Below are 22,686 nucleotides of genomic sequence, written 5' to 3' on the forward strand. Positions count from 1 at the left end.
AAGGCGGAATAGGGGGGAGCATTTGACTAGTAAGTCACGCAAAATATTGGGTACTATAATCATTTTCTTGATGTTGATTCCGATAATGAATACGGTTAGGTATTTTACCTCTTCTCCAATATTAGTCGGTTATTCGGAAAATAAAGATTGGAGAGTAGAATATGTTTCGACAGGACGTTATTGGGAGGCTCAGTTGTTTCCTTTGAAGGAGCATGTAGGACAACCTGAAAATCTGGTATTTATCGAGGGAAATAAAAGAAATGAATATCCAGGTAAGGGATCGAAAAATGAAGAACCACATGATAAAAGACAGTATTACTATGGCCATACATTAGGGGACAGTCCCAAAAAGAATCTATCGTATAAGTTTGAATTTATCTCGATAGATGGTCAAAAACAAATAATAAATTTAAAAGAACAAAAAGAAGAATTTTCACTTTGGAAAGTATTTTAGCTCTCCCTAAAATATTTATTTGTCACATGCTGCCTATTTAAAAAACTTTATTTTCTATTGCTAGGAACGGTTGTGGGACAAAAGGTTACAAAAGAATCTTAATTAACTGAATAGTATGATTTATATGGAGTTATACATGAAAAATAGAAAGCTTAATTCTATACAAAGGGGTATTTGAAATGGTTATTAGAAAATATAATTCAAAAGATGAATCTGGGTGGGTACGATGCAGAGTATTATCATTCTTAAATACAGCTTACTTCGATAATGTATTGAAAGAGAAAGAAAAATATCTGAATCCAGCCATTGAATTGGTCGCAATAGAAGATGGAATCGTAGTCGGGTTAATAGATGTCGAATATGAAACGGAGGAAAGAACGGTTTGTTCTAGAGGCACGGGTCTTGGGGGGATGATTTGGCATATTGCTGTTCATCCAGATTATCAACGGAAAGGAATTGGATCTCAACTTTTAGCCCAAGCAGTGGCAGCAGCCAAGGAAATAGGGCTTAATCGATTTGAAGCTTGGACGAGGGACGATAAGTGGGTCAGAAACTGGTATGTTCACTCAGGATTTAAACAAGTGGATTCTTACTTGCATGTTTATATAGAAGATAAAGAATTAGAAGGAGCATTGAAAAGTGAAATGCCAAAGTTAAAACCTATTCAGTCCTTTGCACATTATGTCGGTGAAGATCGGGAAAAGGTAATGACTAAATTTAAAAGAGTACACGAATGTGTTTGTTATGAGAAGCAATGGAAGAGCTAAAGAAATTAAGTTTTTTTCCAGCTGCCTATATATAAAGCAGAAAAAAATTGCTGCTTTTAATGAAGCTAGTTTACTGATCATTTATAATTCTGTTGATTTTATGCGTCGATTAGTCTGGTCTTACTAGAATGGAGGGGGAATTTTGTCAATTGGATTTGTTGCTTTGGGAGTGATAGTAACACTCATTATAGTTTGTATGGTTTATGCAATCTGTCGTGAAAAACCGATTAAAGAGAAGCTTATTATTTGGGGACTAACGATGATGATAGTTCTAGCTCCTGTTTTATCGTGGCCTATTGGGATTCTTTTTGGTATATCACAAGGGGATGGTTTTGCAGGTGCTGCTTTCATGATCATCATGTTTATCTGTCTATTTTTATTTGGGCTTATTCTGCTCCTCGCAGGGGTTTTTAGAAAAAAGAGTCATGATATCGGGTCATAAGAAAGAGTTGATTTTATCGATAACTTGCAGTTTAGGAAATTTGAAAAAAAAGACTTTGGTTCCTACTTTCAATTAGTTTCGAATGAAATGGTGATGGCACAGATTACAGAACGAGCAATCCCCTTAGATGAGGCCAAAATTAATTATCAGAAAATCGTTGATCATAATGCTGAAGCCGATATGTTTGGTACATACAAAATAGTTGAAAACGAAGTATTTGTGGGACTTGGGCATTTAACAAGGAAATCCACTGATGAAACCGAGATTGGTTACATGATTCTGCCCGAATATTGGGGGAAGAGATATGGGACTGTGATTGCCTGTCATTTAATTAAGTTAGCCAATTTAACAAATACTCGGATAGTGAAAGCAATCATTGATCCTAGGAATATTGCGTCTAGAAAAATCTTATTGAACCAAGGATTTTCATCTGAAAAAGTGTGTGAAATAGATGGGTTGCCAGCTGAAATATTTTACAAAGCATTGTAAGTAAAACGAGGTGTTTAAATTGTTACCGATAACTATCGACGAAATTCCGGATGAAATAAAAAACTATCTTTCTACCATTCATTCAATTAGATTTCCTACACAAGGATATACTTCAGATGTAGGAATAATTGAAAGCAACAAAGGATGTTTTGCATTAAAAAGGGCAAAAGGAGAACAATTTACGAGATGGTTACACAGAGAACGAATGGTTCTAAACGGTTTGGCTCAAACATCACTGCCTATTCCAACCGTGATCCTTTTCATTGAACAAACAACACAAAAAGAATCTTGGTTACTGATTGACTTTTTAGAGGGAGAAACGCTCAGAATGGCTTTATCCAAGGAGAAAAATAAAGAGAAACGGGAAGAAATGATTTTTAACTTTGGTAAGCTTATGTATCAGATTCATGCCACGCCTTGTCCAGAAGAACTAAAATATGAACAATCCTGGTTAGAAGAAATGTTAATCCAAGCAGCATTTAATTTGGAACATTACCAGGTAGATGGAACACAGGATATACTTGAAAAAATAAAGACTACGATACCACCTGTTGTTAAGCAAACGCTTATACACGGAGATTTTACGATTGATAATGTCTTAGTCTGTAATGGAATGGTGACAGGCGTTATCGATTGGAGCGGCGGTGCTCATGGAGATCCAAGATATGATCTATCTTTAGCCATTTGTCCTAAGCCAAACGCTTTTGAAAGTGAAAGAGATAAACAGATTTTTTTGAGGGTTACCGAGGGAAAATGATTGATAATGATGTCTATGATTATTTTGCAAATGGGTTATATGAGTTCTTTTAATGCGTACGACTCACGATTTTTTTAAAAAGCGAACTAACTTTTGTTCATGAGTATGGTAAAATTAGGTATTAAATGAATGGTGGTGAGACATTGGAAAAGATGCTGGATTGGGCAAAGAGACTTCAAGCAATTGCACAGAATGGGTTGGCTTATTCAAAGGATGTTTATGATAAGGAGCGGTTTGAAGCGATTCGGAAAATTAGTATGGAAATGATGTCTGAACAAAGCGGTGTTGACATGGAGCAAATAAAAGATCTTTTTGCTAACGAGACAGGATATGCTACACCAAAAGTTGATATCAGAGCCATTGTTTTTCAAGATCAAAAATTACTAATGGTGAGAGAAAAACACGATGGGAAATGGTCATTACCCGGCGGCTGGGCAGACATTGGATTGAGTCCAAAAGAAGTAGCCGTTAAAGAAGTAAAGGAAGAAACAGGATTTGATGTTAAAGCCGTCAAGTTGTTAGGGGTACTGGATAAAAAGTGCCATCCGCATCCACCATCAGCTTCTCATATTTATAAACTGTTTATTCAATGTGAAATTATTGGCGGTCAACCAACTGTTGGTGTCGAGACAGATGCTGTAGCCTTTTTCCCTGAGCATTTATTGCCTCCGTTATCAACGCCTAGGAATACGAAATCACAAATTGAAATGGTTTTTACGTATTTAAAAAATCCGAATGAACCGATTTATTTGGATTAAACCTAGTTTACTAGAAAAGGGAGTATACGATGCAGATTAGACTGGCTGAAATAAGGGATATTGATCAATTAATCCAAATGAGATGGGACTTTACCCTTGAAGACTTTGAAATCAATACATTTAAAAGAAATGATTACCAATCATTTGTCGTGGAATGCCGACAATTCTTAGAAAGTGCAATCAGCAGTAACAACTGGTTTATTTGGGTCGCTGAGGAAGAAGAAAAAATTGTCTCACATATCTATTTAGAATTGATACATAAAGTGCCGCGTCCGGGCAGGATCACTCATCCGTTTGTTTATATGACGAATGTGTATACCATTAAAGAAGCTAGAAACAGAGGAATAGGGAGTAAGTTAATTACGACGATTAATGAATGGGTGAAAAAAGAAAAATATGAATTTATTATCGTTTGGCCTAGTGAAGAAAGCATTAGCTATTATCAGAAAAATGGATATATTCAGTGTAAAGAGCCAATGGAGTTCTTTCCCGAACTAATATGAACATCCAAAAACTTGCATTTGTCATTTTATTGTTCATTAGTTTTACCATATGTTCGTTTCCAAGTACTAGTTATGCTTGTAAATGTGTAGAGCCAAAATCTCCGACAAAAGAATTAAGGGAGAGTACAGCCGTTTTCTCGGGAAAAGTCATTGATCAATTAGAAAAAGGCCGAACACAATTTGTTCTTTTTGAAGTGAAAGAAACATGGAAAGGACTTAATGAGTCACAAGCCATCGTCGAAACAGTGAATAGTTCTTCTAGCTGTGGTTATGAATTTGAGGATGGTAAAGAATATATTGTTTATACGAATGAAACAGATGGTCATCTTGAGGTTTCGTTATGTTCCAGAACTCACCTTTTATCGGCAGCAAGTGAGGATTTAGATAAACTTGGAAAAGGGGAAGAACCGTCCGAGCAGGTGACACTTGACTTAAGTGACGAGGATGAACCTCCTGTTTGGATGATGCTTAGTCTACTAGTTGTTGGATTTGGATTGGCTGTCTTTTACGGGATAAAACGTGTGAAGAAGAAGGTGAATAAGTGAATATTTCAATCTCGGACTTATATCAGGACATTCTCATTCAGACAGCTGGATAATAGCCAGGTTTGATTGCCATTGATGGAGGCTTAGATGATTAAATACATAAGTATTTTTTTCTTAACGATTATGGTAAGCATTATTCTCTTTTTTTATGTTTCTTGTGCTATTTGGCGGTGGAGATGCTTTTGAAATAGGCGTTCAAACATGGGGATTCGTATTCGTAGTGTTGCTGTCCTTCCTTATTTCTCAACTGTATTACGTAATCGATTTAATTAAGAAGAAGTGGAGGTAAGCTGATGTTTGAAATGACCATCCAATTACGTGTGACAGATTTTGAGCAAGGTCAAAAATGGTATGAAAAATTATTAAAGAGAAGGCCTGACTTTATGCCACATGAAGGGTTTGCAGAATGGGAAGTGATTCCTGGCTGTTGGCTTCAGATTGCGGAAGGAATTCCGTCAGAAGGAAGCGGGCCGCTGCGGTTAGCCGTAAACAATTTGGAAGCGGAACAAGAACGGATAGCGAGAGAATTGAATGTTGACCATTTCGAAATCTACGCGCGTGACGAAGTACCTGTGAGATGGGGAACGTTTACGGATCCTTGGGGAAATCAAATAGGGTTCTTTGAATATCTGGATAAGAATGAACAAAATGAAGTGATGAAAAAGGTATGGGGAAACCACGTGATTTGATGAAGCGGTAGGTTAAAGAACGTTAATCAGAGCAAACCAAGGACACTCGGTTCATGTAAATGTACCATTGAGGACAGTAACCCCGCCAACAGATTTGTTTCACGGTACTGCGACAAACTCTCTACAGAGCATACTTGCCCAAGGTATTAAGAAAATGAATAGGTTATATGTTCATCTTTCTGATAATACAGTAGCATCCTTTCAAGTTGGAAAGAGACATGGAAAGGTGGTTATTTTAAAAATTGATACTTTGAAGATGGCTATCAATTTTTACTGTCTGAAAATGACGTATGGCTTACCGATTTTATCCCTGTACAATACATATACGGACCAATCGAAGAGCCATTATCAAAAGATGGAGGTTAATAGGCTGATTTTAAACATAAGAGCTTGCTTCGAACGGGATCGTTCAAAACAAGCTCTTTACTAAGGTTATTTATTTAGGTTAACAAGTGTACGGCCACGGACGTTTCCTTTTAATATATCAGCTAAAACTTCTGGCAGCTCATGTAAGGAGATTTCGTTGACCATATCTTCATTTAGCATGGTTGGTTTAAGATCATCACCAAGGCGTTCCCATACTTTTATTCGTTTATCCATTGGACATTGTACCGAGTCAATTCCGAGCCAATTGACGCCTCTTGAGATATATGGAAGCACGGTTGTTGAGACGGCAGTTCCGCCTGTTAATCCGCAGGTAGCAACAGACCCTCCATATTTCAATGTGCTTAGAATGTATTGAAGGGTTTTACCACCCACAGGATCAATAGCAGCCGCCCATTTTTCTTCACGCATAGGTGTCTGATCGGTATCAATGATCTCTTGGCGATTAATAACGTGGGCAGCGCCTAGTCCCTTTAAGTAAGACTCTTCATTCGTTTTACCTGTACTAGCGGTGACTTCATAGCCTTTATTAGCCAAGATATTAACAGCAATACTGCCCACTCCGCCTGTAGCACCAGCAACCAAAACAGGTCCGAGGCTTGGATTTACTTCATTATCTTCAAGTCTTTGGACAGATAATGCTGCGGTAAAGCCTGCTGTTCCAAGGATCATGGCCTCTTTTAACGATAATCCTTTTGGAAGAGGAACCACCCATTCTGCAGGTACCCGTGCAATCTCACTAAATCCACCAAATTGTCCAGTCCCTAATGTATAACTTGTTACTATGACTTCATCACCTGTTTGAAATCGTTCATCAGATGAATCGATAATGGTTCCGGCTAAATCAATACCTGGGACAAACGGATACGATGTGACAAAAAGATTTTGGATGGCGACCAAACCGTCCTTATAATTCACACTAGAATAAGCAACTCGAATGGTTACGTCTCCTTCTGGGAGGTCATTCATAGTCAGCTCTTTGATATCTAACGTTGTTTCTTCATTGACTTTATCTAGTACTAAAGCTTGAAATGTTTCCATTTGTCATCAAATCCTTTCTTGAAGCAGGGTTATTTGTTAACACTACTTCATTTTAATAGACAAATGAAATGAAAAGGCCTAACTATTCTTTCAAACGAATGTGATATGGTTTACAAAAATATGGTATATATAAAGGTGGTTAAAGAATGAATGGAAAATTAGTAAGAGTAGGAACATCTTATTTTCCTGTTACGGATGTGGTCCGTTCGAGTAGTTGGTACATCGAAATGTTAGGAGCAGAGTTGAGCTATCAAGATGAGGTCAAGGCGATTCTTAATTTAGCTAATCAAAGTGTTTTTCTGGTTAAATCCCAAGAGGGGCAGACTTCTAACTTTTTTGATAGTACTGGGAATGAACGTTTCTCTTTAACTTTCGAAGTGAATGGGTTAGAAGCGTTAGAAGCTTTACATAGAGAATTTAGTGAGAAAGAAATCCGAGTTGGTGTCATTGAAAACCGAGGCCATACGGGAAGAAACTTTGTTTTTTATGATTTAGACGGTAATAAATTCGATGTTTGGAGCGAATTGAGTCCGATTTTTAAAGAGAACTATTTACTTTCCTAGAATTCAGCTAAGAGAGGTAAGAAGTATGAAAGAAAAATCCAAACCGAAACAATCTTTATGGGATGACAGTCATCGCTTATGGCCGCTGCCTCGTTTGCCTTGGACGATGAAACAGACATGGAATGATCTATTATTCGCCCATTATCCAATTAAAATGGAAGTCTTAAAAAAGTTGGTGCCGGAAGTGCTTCCTTTGGATTCATATAACGGAATGTGCTGGATTGGGATTGTTCCGTTTCATATGACAGGCATCCGTTTGAGAGGCATGTCTCCTGTCCCTGGAACGGATCGATTTCCTGAACTTAACGTCCGGACTTATGTAACGGTGGCTGGGAAACCTGGGGTGTATTTCTTTAGTCTGGATGCAGCTAATCGACTTGCCGTAGAAGTAGCTAAGAAAATATATCATTTGCCATATGTGTATGCAGACATGAAGGTAAATCGTAACGGAGAAGGCATTCACTATGAAAGCAGAAGACGAAGCAGCCTCGATGCGCAGTTTATCGGTGAGTATCGTCCCATTTCCGAGCCCTATTACGCAATAAAAGGCTCATTTGATGAATGGATAACTGAGCGCTATTGTCTCTATACGTTAAATAATAAGGGTTTTCCGCTGCGATGTGACATTCTTCATAAGCCTTGGGTACTTCAGGATGCAGAAGCAGAAATTAGTCACAACACCATGCTGTCAAGTCAAGGGATTCAGGTTGAAAGCGAAAAACCTATTTTGCATTTTTCTAAAACGATTGATGTCCGGATGTGGCCATTGGTTCGTGCTGAGTGAATAAGCTTGGGAGGTGTTCTATGTCAGTTCATCCTAAATGGAGTAAAGCCAAGAAACAGCTAAAGAGTTTGATGTGTGATTCTCTGCGTTTAAGAGTCGATTTTCATGTCATTAATTATCGAAAAGCTCATGATCAGTTAGGAAGAGTGGTCATTACCGTTGATAAAGAGGAAAAGCTAAGTATGTGTACCATTACAGCCGAGAGAGAAGAGTATAAACAGGAATGGGACATCAGAAATGAAACCAATCAATATGATTTCGATGACGTATCTAATAACAGAGCCATACAAAGCCAAGCACATCAACAATTAAAAGAAGAAGGTATTTACGCGCAATATGATTTCTTTCCTGCATTACACGAATATGTTAACTCGAGTATCAAAGAATCATTACAGTCTCCTGATATCTTAATTAACATACTATGCTTGTTGGATCGTCGGATGGGTAAACGAACGTTACGTAAAATGAGAGATACTATTTTAGAAGAACATCCTATCGTTCAGTATTTTTATGAATTGCGTTGTGAGGCATAGAAAGCAAATATGGAGGTGAATCTTTTTGAAAAAGGTAAAGGGACTACTATATTTAGTGGTTATACTTTTTTTACTAAGTGGCTGCAATCAAACGGAAAGTAAGAGTATTGTATTGAACATCCCTCATGTAGATGAATATACCTTTTTATATGTTCAAGGGGTAGATAAAGACGGAGATGTAGTCCCATATGAAGGAGCAAGTGAAGGGATAAAGGATATAGAAAAGATTAGAACGTTTATCAGCAAAGTGAACAAACTTGAGGCAGTCAGAAAGCCGGGTAAAGAATTAACGGATAAAGTTAAAGAACTAAATAATCCGGGAAATTACATGTTTACTTTGTCAGATACAGAAGAAATGGATAATAAAGCTTATTCCATAAATTTTTATAAAGATGGTACGATGCAGTTTGAAGACCCAGACAAAAATGAAATTGTCTATATCTCAACTGAAAAGCACCCCAAACTATTGAAAGAACTGAAAACACTGTTGGAAATAACGTATTAATTGAATTGTGTTTGAATTCATTACCAGGAGTAGGACTAGTCTGCGCCAATGCTTCTGGGATTTTAGTTTAAAAAACAAAATCGGTTTCCAATCTGCATAAACTGTTGACAAATGAATTAATAACCTCTAAAATAAATTTATCTTGAGTTTGAGATAAATGAAATGAAAATATATTACACAAGGGGATTTATACACAATGAATGTATTAGTCGTTAAAGCTAACAACCGTCCAGCAACAGAAGCTATTTCAAGTAAAATGTACGAAACGTTTATGGCAGAATTAGAAGGTAAAGACGTAAACGTTACAACGTATGATGTCTTTGAAGAAGATACTCCATACTTTGGTCAAGATCTTTTCAATGCTTTCGGTAAACTTCAAAACGGCGGCGAATTAACAGATGTGGAATCACGCCTAGTAGCTGCAAAACAAAAAGCAATGGATGTTATCACAGCGGCAGACGTAGTTGTTTTCGCGTTCCCATTATGGAATCTTACAATCCCTGCTAAGTTACAAACATTTATTGATTATGTTTATACTGCAGGATTTGCATTTAAATATGATGCTGAAGGTAACATGGTTCAGTTAATGCCAGAGAAAAAAGCAATCTTCCTTAGCGCACGCGGTGGTATTTACTCATCACCAGAAGCTGCTCCAATGGAAATGGCTGTTACTTATATGCGTAACGTATTCGGCGGCGTATTCGGTATGCAAATCATTGATGAAGTGGTTATCGAAGGTCACAATGCAATGCCAGCTAAAGCAATGGAAATCGTTGCAGCAGGTATGGAAGAAGTTAAAGCATCTGCACAACGTTTAGTTAAACTATCTGTTAATGCATAATAATTAAATAAAACTGCCAACTAATTCCCGGGATTAATTCGGGTTTAGTTGGCAGTTTTTTTAGTTACGGGCAAGTTTTTTATTTACATAAAAAGAGACTAAGGCAACAATCAGTAAAGCAGGAATCGCATAAAGTTGGCCAACTAGTAATTTCCAAACGACCGTATTATATCCTTCAGAGGCTGGGGATAGGAGGACAATCAAACAGACAATAATATAGGCTAAAAGGGCAGGGATCATTGTTTTCATCATCAAACCACCATCTTTCTAATTCTTTGGAGAGTACCTGTAAACAGGGGAATTATGTAACTAAATATTACCATATATGGATAACCGTTTCGATACCAAACATACTAATTTTAACAATTGGTAAAAAAATAAAAAGTTGGTTTACGGACTAACATTTTCAAGGTATAGATTTGGAGTACCTGTATACAATGAAGTGTCGCAATATTGACAATTTATTAATTTTTTAACTAACTCAAACTTTTAGTTTTGGAGTATAATAATAAACGAATAGATAAAATTATTTGAATATATTAAATTTTAGGGAGGAATTTTCTTATGAAAGCTGCAGTATGGTACGGAGAAAAAGATATTCGAATTGAAGAGCGGGAGTTAAAGGCATTAAAAGATCATGAGGTCACTGTTCGCGTAGCGTGGGCTGGCATTTGTGGTAGTGATTTACACGAGTACCAAGAAGGTCCAGTATTTGTACCAACTGAAAGTGCTGATCCATTAACTGGAGAAATAGCTCCACTTATTATGGGACATGAATTTGCAGGGACGATTGAAAAAGTCGGGACAAACGTTACGAAGTTTAAAGTTGGAGACCGTGTAGCTATTAACCCGACGATTACATATGGTAACAAACCAGAAGATTTAGATGTATATGATGGTTTTAGCTTTATCGGTTTACATGGAGACGGCGGGTTTACGTCTTTCGCAAATGCTCCAGAAGAAAATGTGTTTCTTTTACCTGATACGTTGTCCTTGCAGGACGGTGCATTAGTAGAGCCAACAGCTGTAGCGGTACAAGCGGTTAAAGAAGGAAATCTTCAATTTGGCGATACTGTAGCCATTTTCGGTGCAGGACCAATTGGGTTATTGACGTTAATTGCAGCTAAGGCAGCTGGTGCAAGTAAAATTATTGTTTTAGATTTATCTGAAACACGTCTTGAAAAAGCAATTGAACTTGGTGCAACTCATATCGTTAATTCTGGGAAAGAAGATCCTGTAGAAGCCATTCGTACCATAGTACCTGGAGGGGTAGACGTCTCATTTGAAGTAGCGGGAGTTACTCCAACATTTGAACAATCAGTGGCAGCTACAAGACCACGTGGTACGATGGTAATCGTATCTATATTTGCAAAACCAATTATATGGAACCCTATTCAATTAACCAATACTGGTGTTAAAATCACATCAACGATTGCTTATTCACCAACTTCATTCCAACAAACGGTAGATTTGATGGGGACTGGCCAATTAAAACCACAAGGAATTATCACATCTGAGATTCATTTAGATGATATCGTATCCAAAGGGTTCGAAGCATTAACCAATGATAAATCTCAAGCGAAGATACTTGTTGAATTAAGCGGTGAAAAATAAGTTGAGTATTTAGTATGTATGAAGATTACGGATAATAAAGATAAAAATCCTGTATTAATTTATACAGGATTTTTTTCGAAATCGTAGGCTAATAAAAAATATACAGTCAAACTATATAGTTGAACTTTATAGTTAAATCCTGCATAATAATATACAGTTGAACTATATAGTTTGATTGAGAGTGGGGGTAATCAATATGAAACATAAACTTTTGCCGCTGTCTGAAACGATGCATTATATATTATTAGCTTTACGTGAACCATTTCATGGGTATGCAATTATGCAGAAGGTTGAAGAAATGAGCAAGGGTCATGTGATTTTGGCAGCTGGGACATTGTATGGGGCAATCGATAACTTAAGTAAAAATGGCTGGATTAAGCCAGCAGCTGGAGAAAATGGAAGAAGAAAAGTTTATCAGATCACTGCACAGGGTGAAGAAGTATTAGCACATGAAAAACAACGATTAAAACATATTTTATCCTTATATGAAATGAGTGATGAATGTGAAAAAATATAAGTTTTATGCAAATGTCATAAAAGAAGAACAATGGCTGAACGAACAATTACAAGCTGGTTATAAATGCACGAATATAAGTAGTTGGGGTAACTATACATTTGAACAAACAAACGAAAAATATGTGATGCGTTTAGATTATCAAGATTATTTATCTACACATAGATTTGAGGAATACAAGGAGATTTATGAAGAATTTGGCTGGATGCATGTCAAAGGATCAAGATTCGGCAGCATTCATTATTGGCAAAAGATTTCTGATAACCGAGACGATATGTTTTCAGATCGACAATCAAAATCTAATTACTACAAGCGTTTAATGAATTACTCGTTAACCTTTGCAATCTTTTTTTTAGTAATCAGTTTTATTATATATGATGGCAATCCATTAATCGTAAAAGAACTGTACCTGACTCAAGGTTTATGGGAAATGGAAGGGTCGCTGTTTTGGAAAGCTTTCCTTTTCGAAACACCATTTGTGTTGCTACGGTTAATACCAATCTTGATTTTGTTTGTTTCTGCCATTCAATTCTATATGAGTTATATGCAATATAAGAAAATAAAAGAGGAATTATCACGGTAGTATGGTCCATGGTCAGGGTCTTTGCCATATCCTTTGTAGCCTTAGGGAATAATCAACCATCTGGAGCAATTCGCGATATATTTGTCGCAAATTGTTTTTTTTGCCTTCTTTGAAGCGGAGAATCTTATTGTATTTGCATGTTCGAAAACCGAAGGCATAATCATTTGAGACCCGCCTAGTCAGTGATTGAAAAAGGATTACTCTTCGCTAGTGTAAAAATGTGGTAAAATTTAAGTAAATGAGGAGGGGATTGAATTGAAAAGAAAACCATTTGAACCACCAACTGATTATTATGATGAACATTTAATTAATATTGATGAGCAACTATGTTCTTTGGTTAAACAACGGCTGGACATTTCAAACAACAATCCAGGTTTTCCACCTGATGAGGTTATTACTAACTGGGCTACAAAATATAATTTGTATGAGGCATTTTTAAGTTCATTATTTGGATCATTGAGAATTCACGATTTCTTTAAACCGCGTATTGAACCGAATGTATTTAGAAAATACATATCGGTTTTAAAATCAATTGAAAAAGATGATTATGTATATTCCGTAACGGTTATTCGACAGTATGAGAATGCTAGTGTTATACAACTCCACATCGATTGGGTTGAAGCAGAGGATTTACCTAGGGACTTGCCTCATCCTCATCCTCATCCTCATCCTCATAATACTCTTGAATTATTTATAGGAGAACAATATGATTGTCAGACGGACCGGGCTGGAGGATCAACAGGACATTATACATACAACTATATTGTTTCTCCACCGTTACCGGATGATCCTTCAAATATAGACTTAGTTTTTAAGGAATATAGCGATCACTTTAAGGAAAAGCCTACCGGTCTTGAACTTGTTATCGAAATAGAATAATACTTTTTTTTAGGAGAGAATCTTTAATGTTAGAAAATATCGGAATTCCAGGCATAATTATTACTGTTTTAGTTTTTGGTGTAATCATTTTTTTACTGCGAAAATTATTTAAAACAAATTAATTGGATAAAGTCGATCTAAAAATAGTGATCGACTTTTTTATTGATTTTTAGTTTTTCTACTGTTAAATAACCACATGAAAATTCCGAAAAATACAATAAAAATAAAGTTTGGATAATGTTTTCAGTCCAGTTGAATGTGTCGTACTTGAAATAGTCAAAAGTACTAAAAATAATATATAAGATTACTAGTAAAATTAAATAATTTTATATCCATTTCATGTAATACCTCCCCTAAGTGATATTTAACGAAGTTACAAACGGGCCTACCTACTACCCATCAGGAATGGATAGACATGATTATGCACACGAAATGATGGAGTATTAGATGGAGTATTAATAGTAGATTCCCAACAACCCAACATTAGGTCAGCTTCTGAGAAATCAAATGTATACAAGTGAAAATACTGCAAACGAGACATGTGAGTGGCGAGAAAAAAGATTAGTTAAAGTCTCTTTTTGAATGATAAAGATTATTATTCAATTATTTCAATTTGATTACCTTCAGGTCCCAATATACAACTCTCATAATAACCATCACCTGTTGTACGCGGACCACTTACAATTTCATACCCTTCTTGTTCTAGTTGACTTGTCAATGTATCTACCTTTTCTTTGCTTCCTACGCTAAATGCTAAATGTGTATATCCAGTTTTCAATAGTGATTCTTCGGAAGAAACCATATCAGGACGCGTCATTATCTCAAGTCTTGTATTATCTTCGAATGATAAGAAATAAGTCTCTAATCCAGTTTTCTGATTATGATATTTGGCATTACATGAAGCATCGAAAAACTTTACAAAAAATCTTTTATCGTTTCTAAGTCATTTACATACATGGCAATATGTTCTATTTTCATTCTTATTTCCCTCGCATTCTTCTGTAAAAACATAATCAAACTATCATCAAATAAACAGATGGAAGATCTCTATTCCTACTTCTAAACTTTATTGCAAAGATAAAAGATGAATAATAGTATTCAATACCCCATCTTCCTCATTGGAACGTGTAATATAATTTGCCGCATCTTTTACCTCTTGGACTGCATTTCGGACAGCAAAGCTATATACGCCACAAGTCATAAGTTCCATATCATTATATGAATCTCCAAATACCATCGTTTCTTCAGGAGTAATGTTCAATAAACTTTGTAAATGATTAACGGTAGTACCTTTATGGACATTCGCATTCGTTATATCAATCCAAGCAACTTCCGAAGCAACAATATAAGCTGATTGAAAAAATGGTACCAATTCTTCTCTGGTATCAATGCATCTCATCAATGGGTCATGAACTGTAATTTTGATAAAATCATCTGTTATTTCATCAAAATTGGAAACTTGCTTTACTTTTGTATAAGACCTTCTTACAATACTTGCTTCTTCGCTGGATAGATTATTTTTTATGACTGCGCCATCTTTTGTACAAGCAATAATGGTGTGTTCTAGACTAATTTCTTCTAGGAATTGAATAATTTCCAATCCTAGCTTATTCCCTAGGAGTGATTCGTAAATAAACTCTTTGTTGTGTTTAATCCTAGTTGCACTATCTCCTAATATCCATAAATCATCTGCATCCTCACCGAATATTTCTTCTACACGTTCACATTGCTTTCCAGTGACAGGTGCAAATATAACTCCTTTTTGTTTCATTATCTTTTTTACATTCTGATAAAGCTCTCTGTTAAAGTCTCCACTGTTATTTAAGAATGTACCGTCCATATCAGATAGGACTAATTTAATCATTAGTAGACCTCCTAGTATTGATAATTACTTTTTATCTAAACAATTGTATAGTAGGGCTTGTTACCTGATTTTGTCAAAATAATAATACTAATAGTCACTTTTAGGGAGGAAATAAAAAATAAATCAAACTCTACATACAACAAATTCTTATACTAATCATACATTCAAATTAAAAAATTTTTTTCGTCCAGCAAAATTTGCTATTATGCGTAATCGATGGTGTTACAGTCGTTCCAAAATCCGTCACTTGGCACCACAAGTGTACTCTGTAATTACTAGTTTTTAGAGTCAAAGTGAGCTTGTTGAACTAAAAATATGGACATTTTTCTATTTCATTTTTATATTTTTTAAAACCATTTGGCAGTCCCCACATTTGAACTTTCGTGTGCAAAATAGTAGATGCAAATTCATTTCGGATAGAAGGGAAGGGGCTATGAGGAATAGAAGTTCGGTCGTACTAAAAGAAAATATAAAGGTTTTATTAATTCAAAGAATTAGGGATGATTTAATTTATTATGTTTATCCTGGCGGTGGAATAGAAATGGGAGAAATACTGAAGCTGCAGCTAAAAAGAGAAGCATTTGAGGAATTAGGGGTAGAAATAAATGTTAACGAATGCATGTTAGAAGTTGCATTCAACGGAACACAATACTTTTTTCGGTCAGAAATTATCGCAGGAATAGTAGGAACTGGAGAAGGTGAAGAGTATATAGATGAGACGAGGGATAGGGGAATGTACTTACCGATGTGGGTAAATATAGATTAATTATGTTCTCTTGATGTTAGACCGAATGAAGTGGCTTAAAGATAGACCGTTTCTAAATAGAGAAAGCCAGTGGAGAGTTTCTCGACCGGCTGGTTATTTGGGACTTGTGGCTTTTCTAACAATAGGCGCGACTTCTGCTGCTAGTAATTCAATACCTTCCGCTACTTTTTTAAAGGGTAATCCACCTATATCTAGTTGGGCAATGAATCGTTGGTGGCCGAAAAGTTCATGCTGGCAGATAATTTTTTCGGCTACTTGTTGGGGACTGCCTACGAATAGAGCGGTGTCTGGTGCGGTTAATTGGTCAAAATCTCTTCTTGAAAGATTATATTGGATCCCATGCTGACCATTTACGTATGACCAATAATTAAAATAATAGGGAAAGAACTCATCTCGCGCTTGTTCCGTTGTTTTTGCGATGTAGGCGTGTCCAGTTACTGCTACGTTAAGATCTTCCGGTGCATGTTCAGCTTTAGCGGCTGATTCCCGGTATCGATCAACTAGTGGTTTAAAGCGAGATGCCTCACCTCCAAGTATGGCTATAGCCATTCCAATACCTAATCTGCCTGCACGTGCTGCACTTTCTTCGGTGCCGCCAACACCAACCCAGATTGGCAGCTTATTTTGGACAGGACGGGGGGAAATCTCCGCATTGGATAACGGAGATCGAAAGCGGCCATTCCAGGAAATGGACTCGGCTTTATTCAGTTTTAAAAATAACTCAATATTTTCCTCGAATAATGCATCATAATTCGCTAAGTCGTATCCGAAAAGAGGGAATGATTCTACGTATGCTCCACGACCTGCAATGATTTCAGCGCGCCCGTTAGAAAGTAAATCTAGTGTGGAAAAGTCCTCAAATAATCGAACAGGATCCACCGTACTTAAAACCGTAGTTGCACTAGTCAGCTTAATGCGTTGTGTGACTTGGGCAATAGCTGCCAAGATAATAACAGGAGAAGAGACGGCATAATCGAGTCGGTGATGTTCACCTATTCCAAAGACATCGAGACCCGCATCGTCAGCACATTTTGCAGCCTCGATTATTTCACTAATACGTTGTCTCGTGCTCACTGTATGGCCTGTGAGGGGATCGGGTCCTATATCTCCAAATGTGTAAATCCCAATTTCAATGCCTGATCGGTCTTTTTTATCGTTCTTCATATTCCCTCCATTTTCGGTGTTTAATAGCTTACATGTAAAAGTATATGATTACTGCAAGCGTCTAATGTAGAGAATAAACCATATTCCAACTGGTCTTCGTGAAATTTTAAAAACCCAAGAAAGCTTATCATTTTAGTACCATTCTATTTAATGGTAGTATACATATATCCATTAAAAGTTAAAAATGTTCCATCTATTTAAATGGTGGACGTAAAGAACACAAAAATAGAAAAGAGGGTAATCAGATGTCTAAACAAACTCAAATTGGTCAAACAGGTCTTTTTGTCAATCCAATTGGACTAGGAACGAATGCTGTTGGCGGGCATAATCTTTATCCAAACTTAGATGAAGAAGCAGGAAAAGAATTGGTAAGAACGGCCATTAACGAAGGAGTTAATTTTCTAGACACTGCCTTCATTTATGGTCCAGGACGTTCAGAAGAATTAGTCGGTGAAGTGATTAAAGAATCAGGGAAGCGCAGTGAAATTATTCTTGCGACAAAGGGAGCTCATAAATTTGTCGGAGAAGATGTGGTCTTTGACAATTCCCCATCCTATCTAAAAAAGTCTGTTGAAGAAAGCTTACAGCGTCTGCAAACGGATTACATTGATTTATTCTATATCCATTTCCCTGATAATGATACGCCGAAGGATGAAGCAGTGGGTGCCTTACAGCAATTGAAAGAAGAAGGAAAGATTCGTGCAATCGGTGTTTCTAACTTTTCCATTGAGCAGTTAAAAGAAGCGAATAAAGACGGGTATGTGGATGTATATCAAGGTGAGTACAACTTATTGCAGCGTTCGGCTGAAAAAGAAATACTTCCCTATTCAGTAGAGAACAATATTTCATTTGTTCCATACTTCCCGCTCGCTGCTGGGTTATTAGCAGGTAAGTACGATAAAGACACGGTATTCAATGACCTTCGTGCTAACATGCCGCACCTCCAAGGGGAAGCTTTCGCGCAAAATTTAGAAAAAGTGGAACAAATCCGTCGTATTGCTGAAGCAAAACAAGTTGATGTTGCTCATATTGTTTTGGCTTGGTATCTAACTCGTGAAGCCATTGACGTGGTGATTCCCGGTGCGAAAAGAGCTGCACAAGTAATCAATAATTTAAAAACACTGGATGTTCATTTAACGAATGAAGACATTCAATTGATTGGTCAAATCTTTAACTAAAAAAACATAGGAGGTACTGACATGAAAATCGTTGCCATCGTAGGAAGCATTCGTAAGGACTCATATAATCTAAAGCTTGCAAAGTATATTCAAAAACGGTATCAAGATCGGTTTGAGCTTGAAATCTTAAATCTTCGTGAGTTGCCCTTTTATGATCAGGACATTGAGATGAATCCTCCTGAAGTCGTCAAGAATTTTAAACAAAAAGTGGCAAGCTCAGATGCTGTTTTATGGGTTACACCTGAATACAATGGGACCATTCCAGGTGTATTAGGAAATGCCATTGACTGGTTGTCACGTGTGGATAAGGTTATGATCGGGAAACCGTCATGGATTGTCGGGGCGTCTATGGGCAATTTAGGAACCGTTAAAGCACAATTGCATTTACGTGATATTTTATTCGCTGCCGGCATTTCATCACCACTTCTTCCAGGTAATGAAGTATACGTCGGAGCCGTTCATGAAAAACTGGATGAAACAGGCGAGCTTACACATGAACCAACTGTTCAGTTTTTAGACACAGTGGTTGATCACTTTATTGACTGGATTACTCGTATCAGTTGATAAAACGAAAAGTCATGGCTATATAGGTAACGAATCAAAGGATAGTTAGTCCATTATAAGGGCTGACTATCTTTTTTATATTTTTAAATATATGCGATTATACAAAATAAACCAAAAAGGAGGAGTTAGTTAAATGAGTGAATTACAAATCATACATTTAGATAAAGTTTCCTTTCAATTAAAAGAAAAACAAAATTTCGAATGGCTGCTAAATATGGGTGAAGTATTCGCCGTATTTGATGAACAGGACTCAGGAAATATATGTTTTGGAATTGAAACAGATGGGATAAAAAAGTTTGTAAAGTATGCGGGAGCGAAGACTAAAGAATATACAGGACATCCAAAAGAGGCAATCGTGAGGTTAAAGAAGTCGATTCCCATTTATAAAGAGTTGGAGCATAAACACTTGATTCGATTACTAGAGTATTTTGAGGTTGAGAGAGGGTATGTGTTGGTTTTTGAGTGGTTTGAAGGGGAATGTCTTCACTCTCATTGGTCATTTCCTCCGCCACATAAATATACTCATCCTGCGTCTCCTTTTTATCGGTTCAAGCAATTATCTATTGAACAACGGTTAAAATCATTTAAGAGTATCCTAGAATTCCATCTAAATGTGGAACAGAAACATTATGTAGCCGTTGATTTTTATGACGGTAGTATTTTATATGATTTTACCAATCATCTAACAAAGATTTGTGATATAGATTTGTATAAGAAAAAACCATTTATCAACACAATGGGACGACTATGGGGATCAACAAGATTTATGTCACCAGAAGAATTCGAATTGGGGGCTGCCATTGATCAACGAAGCAATGTATTTACGTTGGGAGCCATCGCATTCGGGCTGTTAGGGGGAGAACTTGATCGATCTCTATCAAAGTGGGAGGCAGGACAGGACCGATACCAAGCAGCAATGAAGGCAGTTAAAGCAGATCGATGCGAAAGATATGCAACTATAGAAGAATTCCATATGGCCTGGGAATCGCTAGGTAAATAAAAATATGCACATGGTTCGTTTTATTACCAATTGATAATTATTTATTGTCAATCGATAAATAATTACTTATAATTATGGTAGTAAATGGTAGGAGGGGTTGTTTTGAGAGGTAGAACGACAACATTATTAAAGCTAATTGTTTATCTGATTGGTTTTATTGTACTTATGTTATGTGTGTTTTGGCTGCCAAATATGGCGCAGAAAGCGGCATTAATAGATCCATCGTATGCTTATTTGAAATACCCTGTCCTTATAGGAATCTATCTGACGGTACTTCCTTTCTTTTTTGCCTTATTTCACTCACTTAAACTTTTGAGCTATATTAATCACAAAAATGCTTTTTCTGAACTAGCTGTCACCTCGTTAAAGGGAGTAAAACACTGTGCCATTTTAATCTGTTTACTGTATCTTGTAGGGATGGTTTTTCTTGTTACACAAGAGGCTTTACATCCTGGAATCGCATTAATAGGCTTAGCTATTTTATTTGCCTCTTTTAGTATTTCACTCTTTGCTGCGGTTCTTCAAGAACTGTTTACACGTGCATTGGAAATAAAGTCTGAAAATGATTTAACCGTCTGAGGTTACCCACAATATAAATATTGATGTAGTGCTAGCCTAAAGAAAAACGAATGTAACAGAACTCTCTGAAAAAGAGGAATCACGATGGCTAACCTTTCGTTTCAAGAATAAAAGTGGTTCGATTAACAACTTTTGAAGCTATATGTAAGGCATTAGACTGTCAACCTGGTGATCTTCTTGAATATCAAAATGAAATAGACTTACTTTGAAGATTAAAAACAAAATAAAAAAGGGTGCTGTGAACACCCTTTTTTAATGAAGAATCTCAGCGATGGGTATTGTGAACAGGGATAAATAAATCTTCATTCGTATTTCTAACCAATGAAAAATTATCTACATTATAATGGCCGTGAAGGGTTTCGTTATGATGAAGAATAATTTGCTCCGCAGGTAAGATTTTCGAATTGGAAGTCGAATGTCCATCGCCAACCAACGTTACATCAAAGTGATTGATAGTAGCTGTTCGAACCGCTGTATCGATACAATGTTCTGTTTTACAGCCCATAATGACAAGGTGTTCGATGCTGTTTTCAGTTAAATAGGATGTTAAAGGTGTTCCATAAAATGAATTAGTTGCCGCTTTATCAAATATAACCGCAATGGAAGGGACATGAATCGCTTGATGTACTTGGAAGCCGATTCCTTCTCCGTTTGAAACATCTAGATCTCTTATAAAAACAATCGAGACATTCTCTTTCATCGCTTTTTCTATCACTGTATTTATATTATGTATTAGTTTTTCTTTCTCAAAAACTGGAGATTCGACGTTCGATCCTTCGATTAAATCCTGTTGAGCATCAATAATTAGTAAGGCCTGTTTCAATTCATTTCCTCCTTCAGATTAAGTCCCTATGTTGAAATCCATAAAACAATAACGCCATTTATGAAGAAAAGAACACCATAAAGCAATGCGAATATGCCTGCGCCAAATCCCCCGTTATCAAAAATGGCTGAGAACTGTAATGTTCCATAGAATACGACTGGTGATAAAATTAGCATGAGGACACCAAGTTTTGTCTTTCTCTTCTCATTTCCTTTAGAAATGTAATAGATAATGAGATTAGCACCTGCAAAAATCATGAAACCAAAAAATATGATTAAAATAACATCCAATCTAACCACCTCTCTTGAATATTTTACCATATTATAAGGGCTGTTTGGACTTTTTAGTACGGAAGATAAGTCCGATAATCATCAATCCTAAACTTACAACAGAAAAAACAAAGAATTGATTCGTTAAGAGATTCATTATATGAAAAGGTGCTTTATGAACATATACAGCCTTTACCCATTGCTTTTCTTCTTTTATTGCAATGGCATTGGACGTTGATCTCCCTTTTATTTGATAATAGTTTGTTCCTATTGGGTAAAAGTTTGAAGCATTTCCGTAATAATCACCAGTCCTATCATTAGGCTTCGTGGTTACTTCCCCTATGATTTTACCAATTTCATTATTTTCGATTATTTCCTCTTGTTTAACTTCATAAACTTTTCCTTCCCAAACAACAAAAGTAATAGCCCAAGATAGTGCTTGAACAGTCGAGGAGATCAAACATACAAATAATAGAGAAGAAAAAGCTATTTTTTTCATAAGTTCCCTCCAAATTTAGATCGTTTATATATATTATAACGGTAAAACTTGATGATTGAGACTAGGGGTTACTTAATTGGGTCGGGGTGTATTTTACTCGTATTAAAAGGGTTTATAATAGCATTTATAGAAAAAGTATAAATTAGGTAGTTGAAAGGTGAGGGTGATGGAAAAAAGACTGGAATATTTATATAAAGGTGAATCATTTGCCATAGTTATGTTTGTTTTCTTAGTTATGTAGTTAATAAAGTTTATCCTGAGTTACTATTTGTATTCTCTTCTTTCTTTTGGATGTCCTTTTTGTTGGAGTTCTTTTATTACAAGGTGCTGCCTAC

At 36.3% G+C, this 22,686-nt stretch carries 31 protein-coding genes and 2 pseudogenes; 25 read left to right on the forward strand and 8 right to left on the reverse strand.

Features of this window, described 5'->3' with window-relative positions; translation table 11 throughout:
* The first annotated feature begins 22 nt into the window (after positions 1–22).
* The 10 genes from WYK_RS10045 (at position 23) to WYK_RS26320 (ending at position 5,834) form a co-directional block, all read left to right on the forward strand.
* Positions 23–454, forward strand: a complete 432-nt coding sequence (locus WYK_RS10045; RefSeq protein ID WP_040374363.1) for a hypothetical protein — start codon at positions 23–25, stop codon at positions 452–454.
* Positions 455–633: 179 nt separating this feature from the next.
* Entirely contained in the window at positions 634–1,221 is a 588-nt protein-coding gene (locus WYK_RS10050) for a GNAT family N-acetyltransferase (protein WP_040374364.1), read from the forward strand.
* Positions 1,222–1,363: 142 nt separating this feature from the next.
* Positions 1,364–1,663, forward strand: a complete 300-nt coding sequence (locus WYK_RS10055) for a hypothetical protein (RefSeq protein ID WP_051387425.1) — start codon at positions 1,364–1,366, stop codon at positions 1,661–1,663.
* A gap of 15 nt (positions 1,664–1,678) precedes the next feature.
* On the forward strand, positions 1,679–2,152 hold the full coding sequence (locus WYK_RS10060; RefSeq protein ID WP_040374365.1) for a GNAT family N-acetyltransferase: 474 nt from the start codon (positions 1,679–1,681) through the stop codon (positions 2,150–2,152).
* Between the two features lie 19 nt (positions 2,153–2,171).
* A complete protein-coding gene (locus tag WYK_RS10065) occupies positions 2,172–2,909 on the forward strand; it encodes a phosphotransferase family protein (protein ID WP_235782484.1) in 738 nt (245 codons plus the stop codon).
* Between the two features lie 152 nt (positions 2,910–3,061).
* Entirely contained in the window at positions 3,062–3,667 is a 606-nt protein-coding gene (locus tag WYK_RS10070) for an NUDIX hydrolase (RefSeq protein ID WP_407951467.1), read from the forward strand.
* A 29-nt stretch (positions 3,668–3,696) separates the two neighbouring features.
* The gene (locus WYK_RS10075) at positions 3,697–4,170 is read left to right on the forward strand and encodes a GNAT family N-acetyltransferase (protein WP_040374367.1); all 474 of its coding nucleotides are present in this window, start codon (positions 3,697–3,699) and stop codon (positions 4,168–4,170) included.
* Positions 4,167–4,715, forward strand: coding sequence for a hypothetical protein (locus WYK_RS10080; RefSeq protein WP_040374368.1), 549 nt, complete (start codon positions 4,167–4,169; stop codon positions 4,713–4,715). The genes WYK_RS10075 and WYK_RS10080 overlap by 4 nt, the downstream gene beginning before the upstream one ends.
* Positions 4,716–5,005: 290 nt before the next feature.
* Positions 5,006–5,404, forward strand: coding sequence for a VOC family protein (locus tag WYK_RS10085; protein ID WP_040374369.1), 399 nt, complete (start codon positions 5,006–5,008; stop codon positions 5,402–5,404).
* A gap of 25 nt (positions 5,405–5,429) precedes the next feature.
* Positions 5,430–5,834, forward strand: coding sequence for an RNA 2'-phosphotransferase (locus WYK_RS26320; protein ID WP_081704850.1), 405 nt, complete (start codon positions 5,430–5,432; stop codon positions 5,832–5,834).
* 2 nt (positions 5,835–5,836) lie between these two features.
* Here WYK_RS26320 and WYK_RS10095 read toward each other — a convergent pair whose 3' ends face one another.
* The gene (locus tag WYK_RS10095; RefSeq protein ID WP_040374370.1) at positions 5,837–6,829 is read right to left on the reverse strand and encodes an acrylyl-CoA reductase family protein; all 993 of its coding nucleotides are present in this window, start codon (positions 6,827–6,829) and stop codon (positions 5,837–5,839) included.
* Between the two features lie 146 nt (positions 6,830–6,975).
* Here WYK_RS10095 and WYK_RS10100 point away from each other — a divergent pair, with 146 nt between their 5' ends.
* The 5 genes from WYK_RS10100 (at position 6,976) to WYK_RS10120 (ending at position 10,055) form a co-directional block, all read left to right on the forward strand.
* Entirely contained in the window at positions 6,976–7,392 is a 417-nt protein-coding gene (locus WYK_RS10100) for a VOC family protein (protein ID WP_040374371.1), read from the forward strand.
* A gap of 25 nt (positions 7,393–7,417) precedes the next feature.
* A complete protein-coding gene (locus tag WYK_RS10105) occupies positions 7,418–8,176 on the forward strand; it encodes a YqjF family protein (RefSeq protein WP_040374372.1) in 759 nt (252 codons plus the stop codon).
* Positions 8,177–8,196: 20 nt separating this feature from the next.
* Positions 8,197–8,709 (forward strand): SF0329 family protein, encoded by a 513-nt coding sequence (locus WYK_RS10110; RefSeq protein WP_040374373.1) that lies wholly within the window; start codon positions 8,197–8,199, stop codon positions 8,707–8,709.
* 25 nt (positions 8,710–8,734) lie between these two features.
* Entirely contained in the window at positions 8,735–9,214 is a 480-nt protein-coding gene (locus WYK_RS10115) for a hypothetical protein (RefSeq protein WP_040374374.1), read from the forward strand.
* A gap of 196 nt (positions 9,215–9,410) precedes the next feature.
* Positions 9,411–10,055, forward strand: a complete 645-nt coding sequence (locus WYK_RS10120; RefSeq protein ID WP_040374375.1) for an FMN-dependent NADH-azoreductase — start codon at positions 9,411–9,413, stop codon at positions 10,053–10,055.
* Positions 10,056–10,115: 60 nt separating this feature from the next.
* Here the strand turns inward: WYK_RS10120 and WYK_RS10125 are convergent, their stop codons facing one another.
* Positions 10,116–10,304: a DUF4017 family protein gene (locus tag WYK_RS10125; RefSeq protein ID WP_040374376.1), complete on the reverse strand. Its 189-nt coding sequence runs from the start codon at positions 10,302–10,304 to the stop codon at positions 10,116–10,118.
* Between the two features lie 315 nt (positions 10,305–10,619).
* Between WYK_RS10125 and WYK_RS10130 the strand changes: the two genes are divergently transcribed.
* From WYK_RS10130 to WYK_RS10145, 4 genes are all read left to right on the forward strand, one after another.
* Positions 10,620–11,669 (forward strand): 2,3-butanediol dehydrogenase, encoded by a 1,050-nt coding sequence (locus tag WYK_RS10130; RefSeq protein ID WP_040374377.1) that lies wholly within the window; start codon positions 10,620–10,622, stop codon positions 11,667–11,669.
* 196 nt (positions 11,670–11,865) lie between these two features.
* On the forward strand, positions 11,866–12,186 hold the full coding sequence (locus tag WYK_RS10135; protein WP_040374378.1) for a PadR family transcriptional regulator: 321 nt from the start codon (positions 11,866–11,868) through the stop codon (positions 12,184–12,186).
* Entirely contained in the window at positions 12,173–12,766 is a 594-nt protein-coding gene (locus WYK_RS10140) for a DUF2812 domain-containing protein (RefSeq protein WP_040374379.1), read from the forward strand. Before WYK_RS10135 ends, WYK_RS10140 begins: the two co-directional genes overlap by 14 nt.
* Positions 12,767–13,021: 255 nt before the next feature.
* Positions 13,022–13,645, forward strand: a complete 624-nt coding sequence (locus WYK_RS10145) for a hypothetical protein (protein ID WP_051387427.1) — start codon at positions 13,022–13,024, stop codon at positions 13,643–13,645.
* 595 nt (positions 13,646–14,240) lie between these two features.
* On the opposite strand, the pseudogene WYK_RS10150 reads toward WYK_RS10145, so the two are convergent.
* A pseudogene (locus tag WYK_RS10150) lies at positions 14,241–14,623 on the reverse strand (VOC family protein).
* Between the two features lie 88 nt (positions 14,624–14,711).
* Positions 14,712–15,509, reverse strand: a complete 798-nt coding sequence (locus tag WYK_RS10155) for an HAD family hydrolase (protein WP_040374381.1) — start codon at positions 15,507–15,509, stop codon at positions 14,712–14,714.
* Positions 15,510–15,942: 433 nt separating this feature from the next.
* Here WYK_RS10155 and WYK_RS10160 point away from each other — a divergent pair, with 433 nt between their 5' ends.
* Positions 15,943–16,275, forward strand: a complete 333-nt coding sequence (locus WYK_RS10160) for an NUDIX domain-containing protein (protein WP_051387428.1) — start codon at positions 15,943–15,945, stop codon at positions 16,273–16,275.
* A 93-nt stretch (positions 16,276–16,368) separates the two neighbouring features.
* On the opposite strand, the gene WYK_RS10165 is transcribed toward WYK_RS10160, so the two are convergent.
* Complete coding sequence (locus WYK_RS10165) at positions 16,369–17,439, reverse strand: LLM class flavin-dependent oxidoreductase (RefSeq protein WP_040374382.1); 1,071 nt, start codon at positions 17,437–17,439, stop codon at positions 16,369–16,371.
* A 245-nt stretch (positions 17,440–17,684) separates the two neighbouring features.
* Here WYK_RS10165 and WYK_RS10170 point away from each other — a divergent pair, with 245 nt between their 5' ends.
* From WYK_RS10170 to WYK_RS23950, 5 genes and pseudogenes are all read left to right on the forward strand, one after another.
* The gene (locus WYK_RS10170; RefSeq protein WP_040374383.1) at positions 17,685–18,617 is read left to right on the forward strand and encodes an aldo/keto reductase; all 933 of its coding nucleotides are present in this window, start codon (positions 17,685–17,687) and stop codon (positions 18,615–18,617) included.
* Positions 18,618–18,638: 21 nt separating this feature from the next.
* Positions 18,639–19,181 carry an NADPH-dependent FMN reductase gene (locus WYK_RS10175; protein WP_040374384.1) on the forward strand — a complete coding sequence of 181 codons (543 nt, stop codon included), beginning with the start codon at positions 18,639–18,641 and terminating at the stop codon, positions 19,179–19,181.
* A gap of 133 nt (positions 19,182–19,314) precedes the next feature.
* Positions 19,315–20,181 (forward strand): protein kinase domain-containing protein, encoded by an 867-nt coding sequence (locus tag WYK_RS10180; RefSeq protein WP_040374385.1) that lies wholly within the window; start codon positions 19,315–19,317, stop codon positions 20,179–20,181.
* 102 nt (positions 20,182–20,283) lie between these two features.
* Positions 20,284–20,760: a DUF2975 domain-containing protein gene (locus tag WYK_RS10185; protein ID WP_040374386.1), complete on the forward strand. Its 477-nt coding sequence runs from the start codon at positions 20,284–20,286 to the stop codon at positions 20,758–20,760.
* A 13-nt stretch (positions 20,761–20,773) separates the two neighbouring features.
* Positions 20,774–20,969 (forward strand): annotated as a pseudogene (locus tag WYK_RS23950) (helix-turn-helix domain-containing protein).
* A gap of 56 nt (positions 20,970–21,025) precedes the next feature.
* Here WYK_RS23950 and WYK_RS10190 read toward each other — a convergent pair.
* From WYK_RS10190 to WYK_RS10200, 3 genes are read right to left on the reverse strand one after another with little or no spacing between them, the layout of a single operon-like run.
* Positions 21,026–21,583 carry an isochorismatase family protein gene (locus WYK_RS10190; RefSeq protein WP_040374387.1) on the reverse strand — a complete coding sequence of 186 codons (558 nt, stop codon included), beginning with the start codon at positions 21,581–21,583 and terminating at the stop codon, positions 21,026–21,028.
* Between the two features lie 26 nt (positions 21,584–21,609).
* A complete protein-coding gene (locus WYK_RS10195; protein ID WP_040374388.1) occupies positions 21,610–21,873 on the reverse strand; it encodes a hypothetical protein in 264 nt (87 codons plus the stop codon).
* 31 nt (positions 21,874–21,904) lie between these two features.
* Positions 21,905–22,351 (reverse strand): hypothetical protein, encoded by a 447-nt coding sequence (locus tag WYK_RS10200; protein WP_040374389.1) that lies wholly within the window; start codon positions 22,349–22,351, stop codon positions 21,905–21,907.
* Between the last annotated feature and the right edge of the window lie 335 nt (positions 22,352–22,686).

The organism is Peribacillus psychrosaccharolyticus ATCC 23296 (assembly GCF_000305495.1).
GTDB classification, from domain to species: Bacteria; Bacillota; Bacilli; order Bacillales; family DSM-1321; genus Peribacillus; species Peribacillus psychrosaccharolyticus.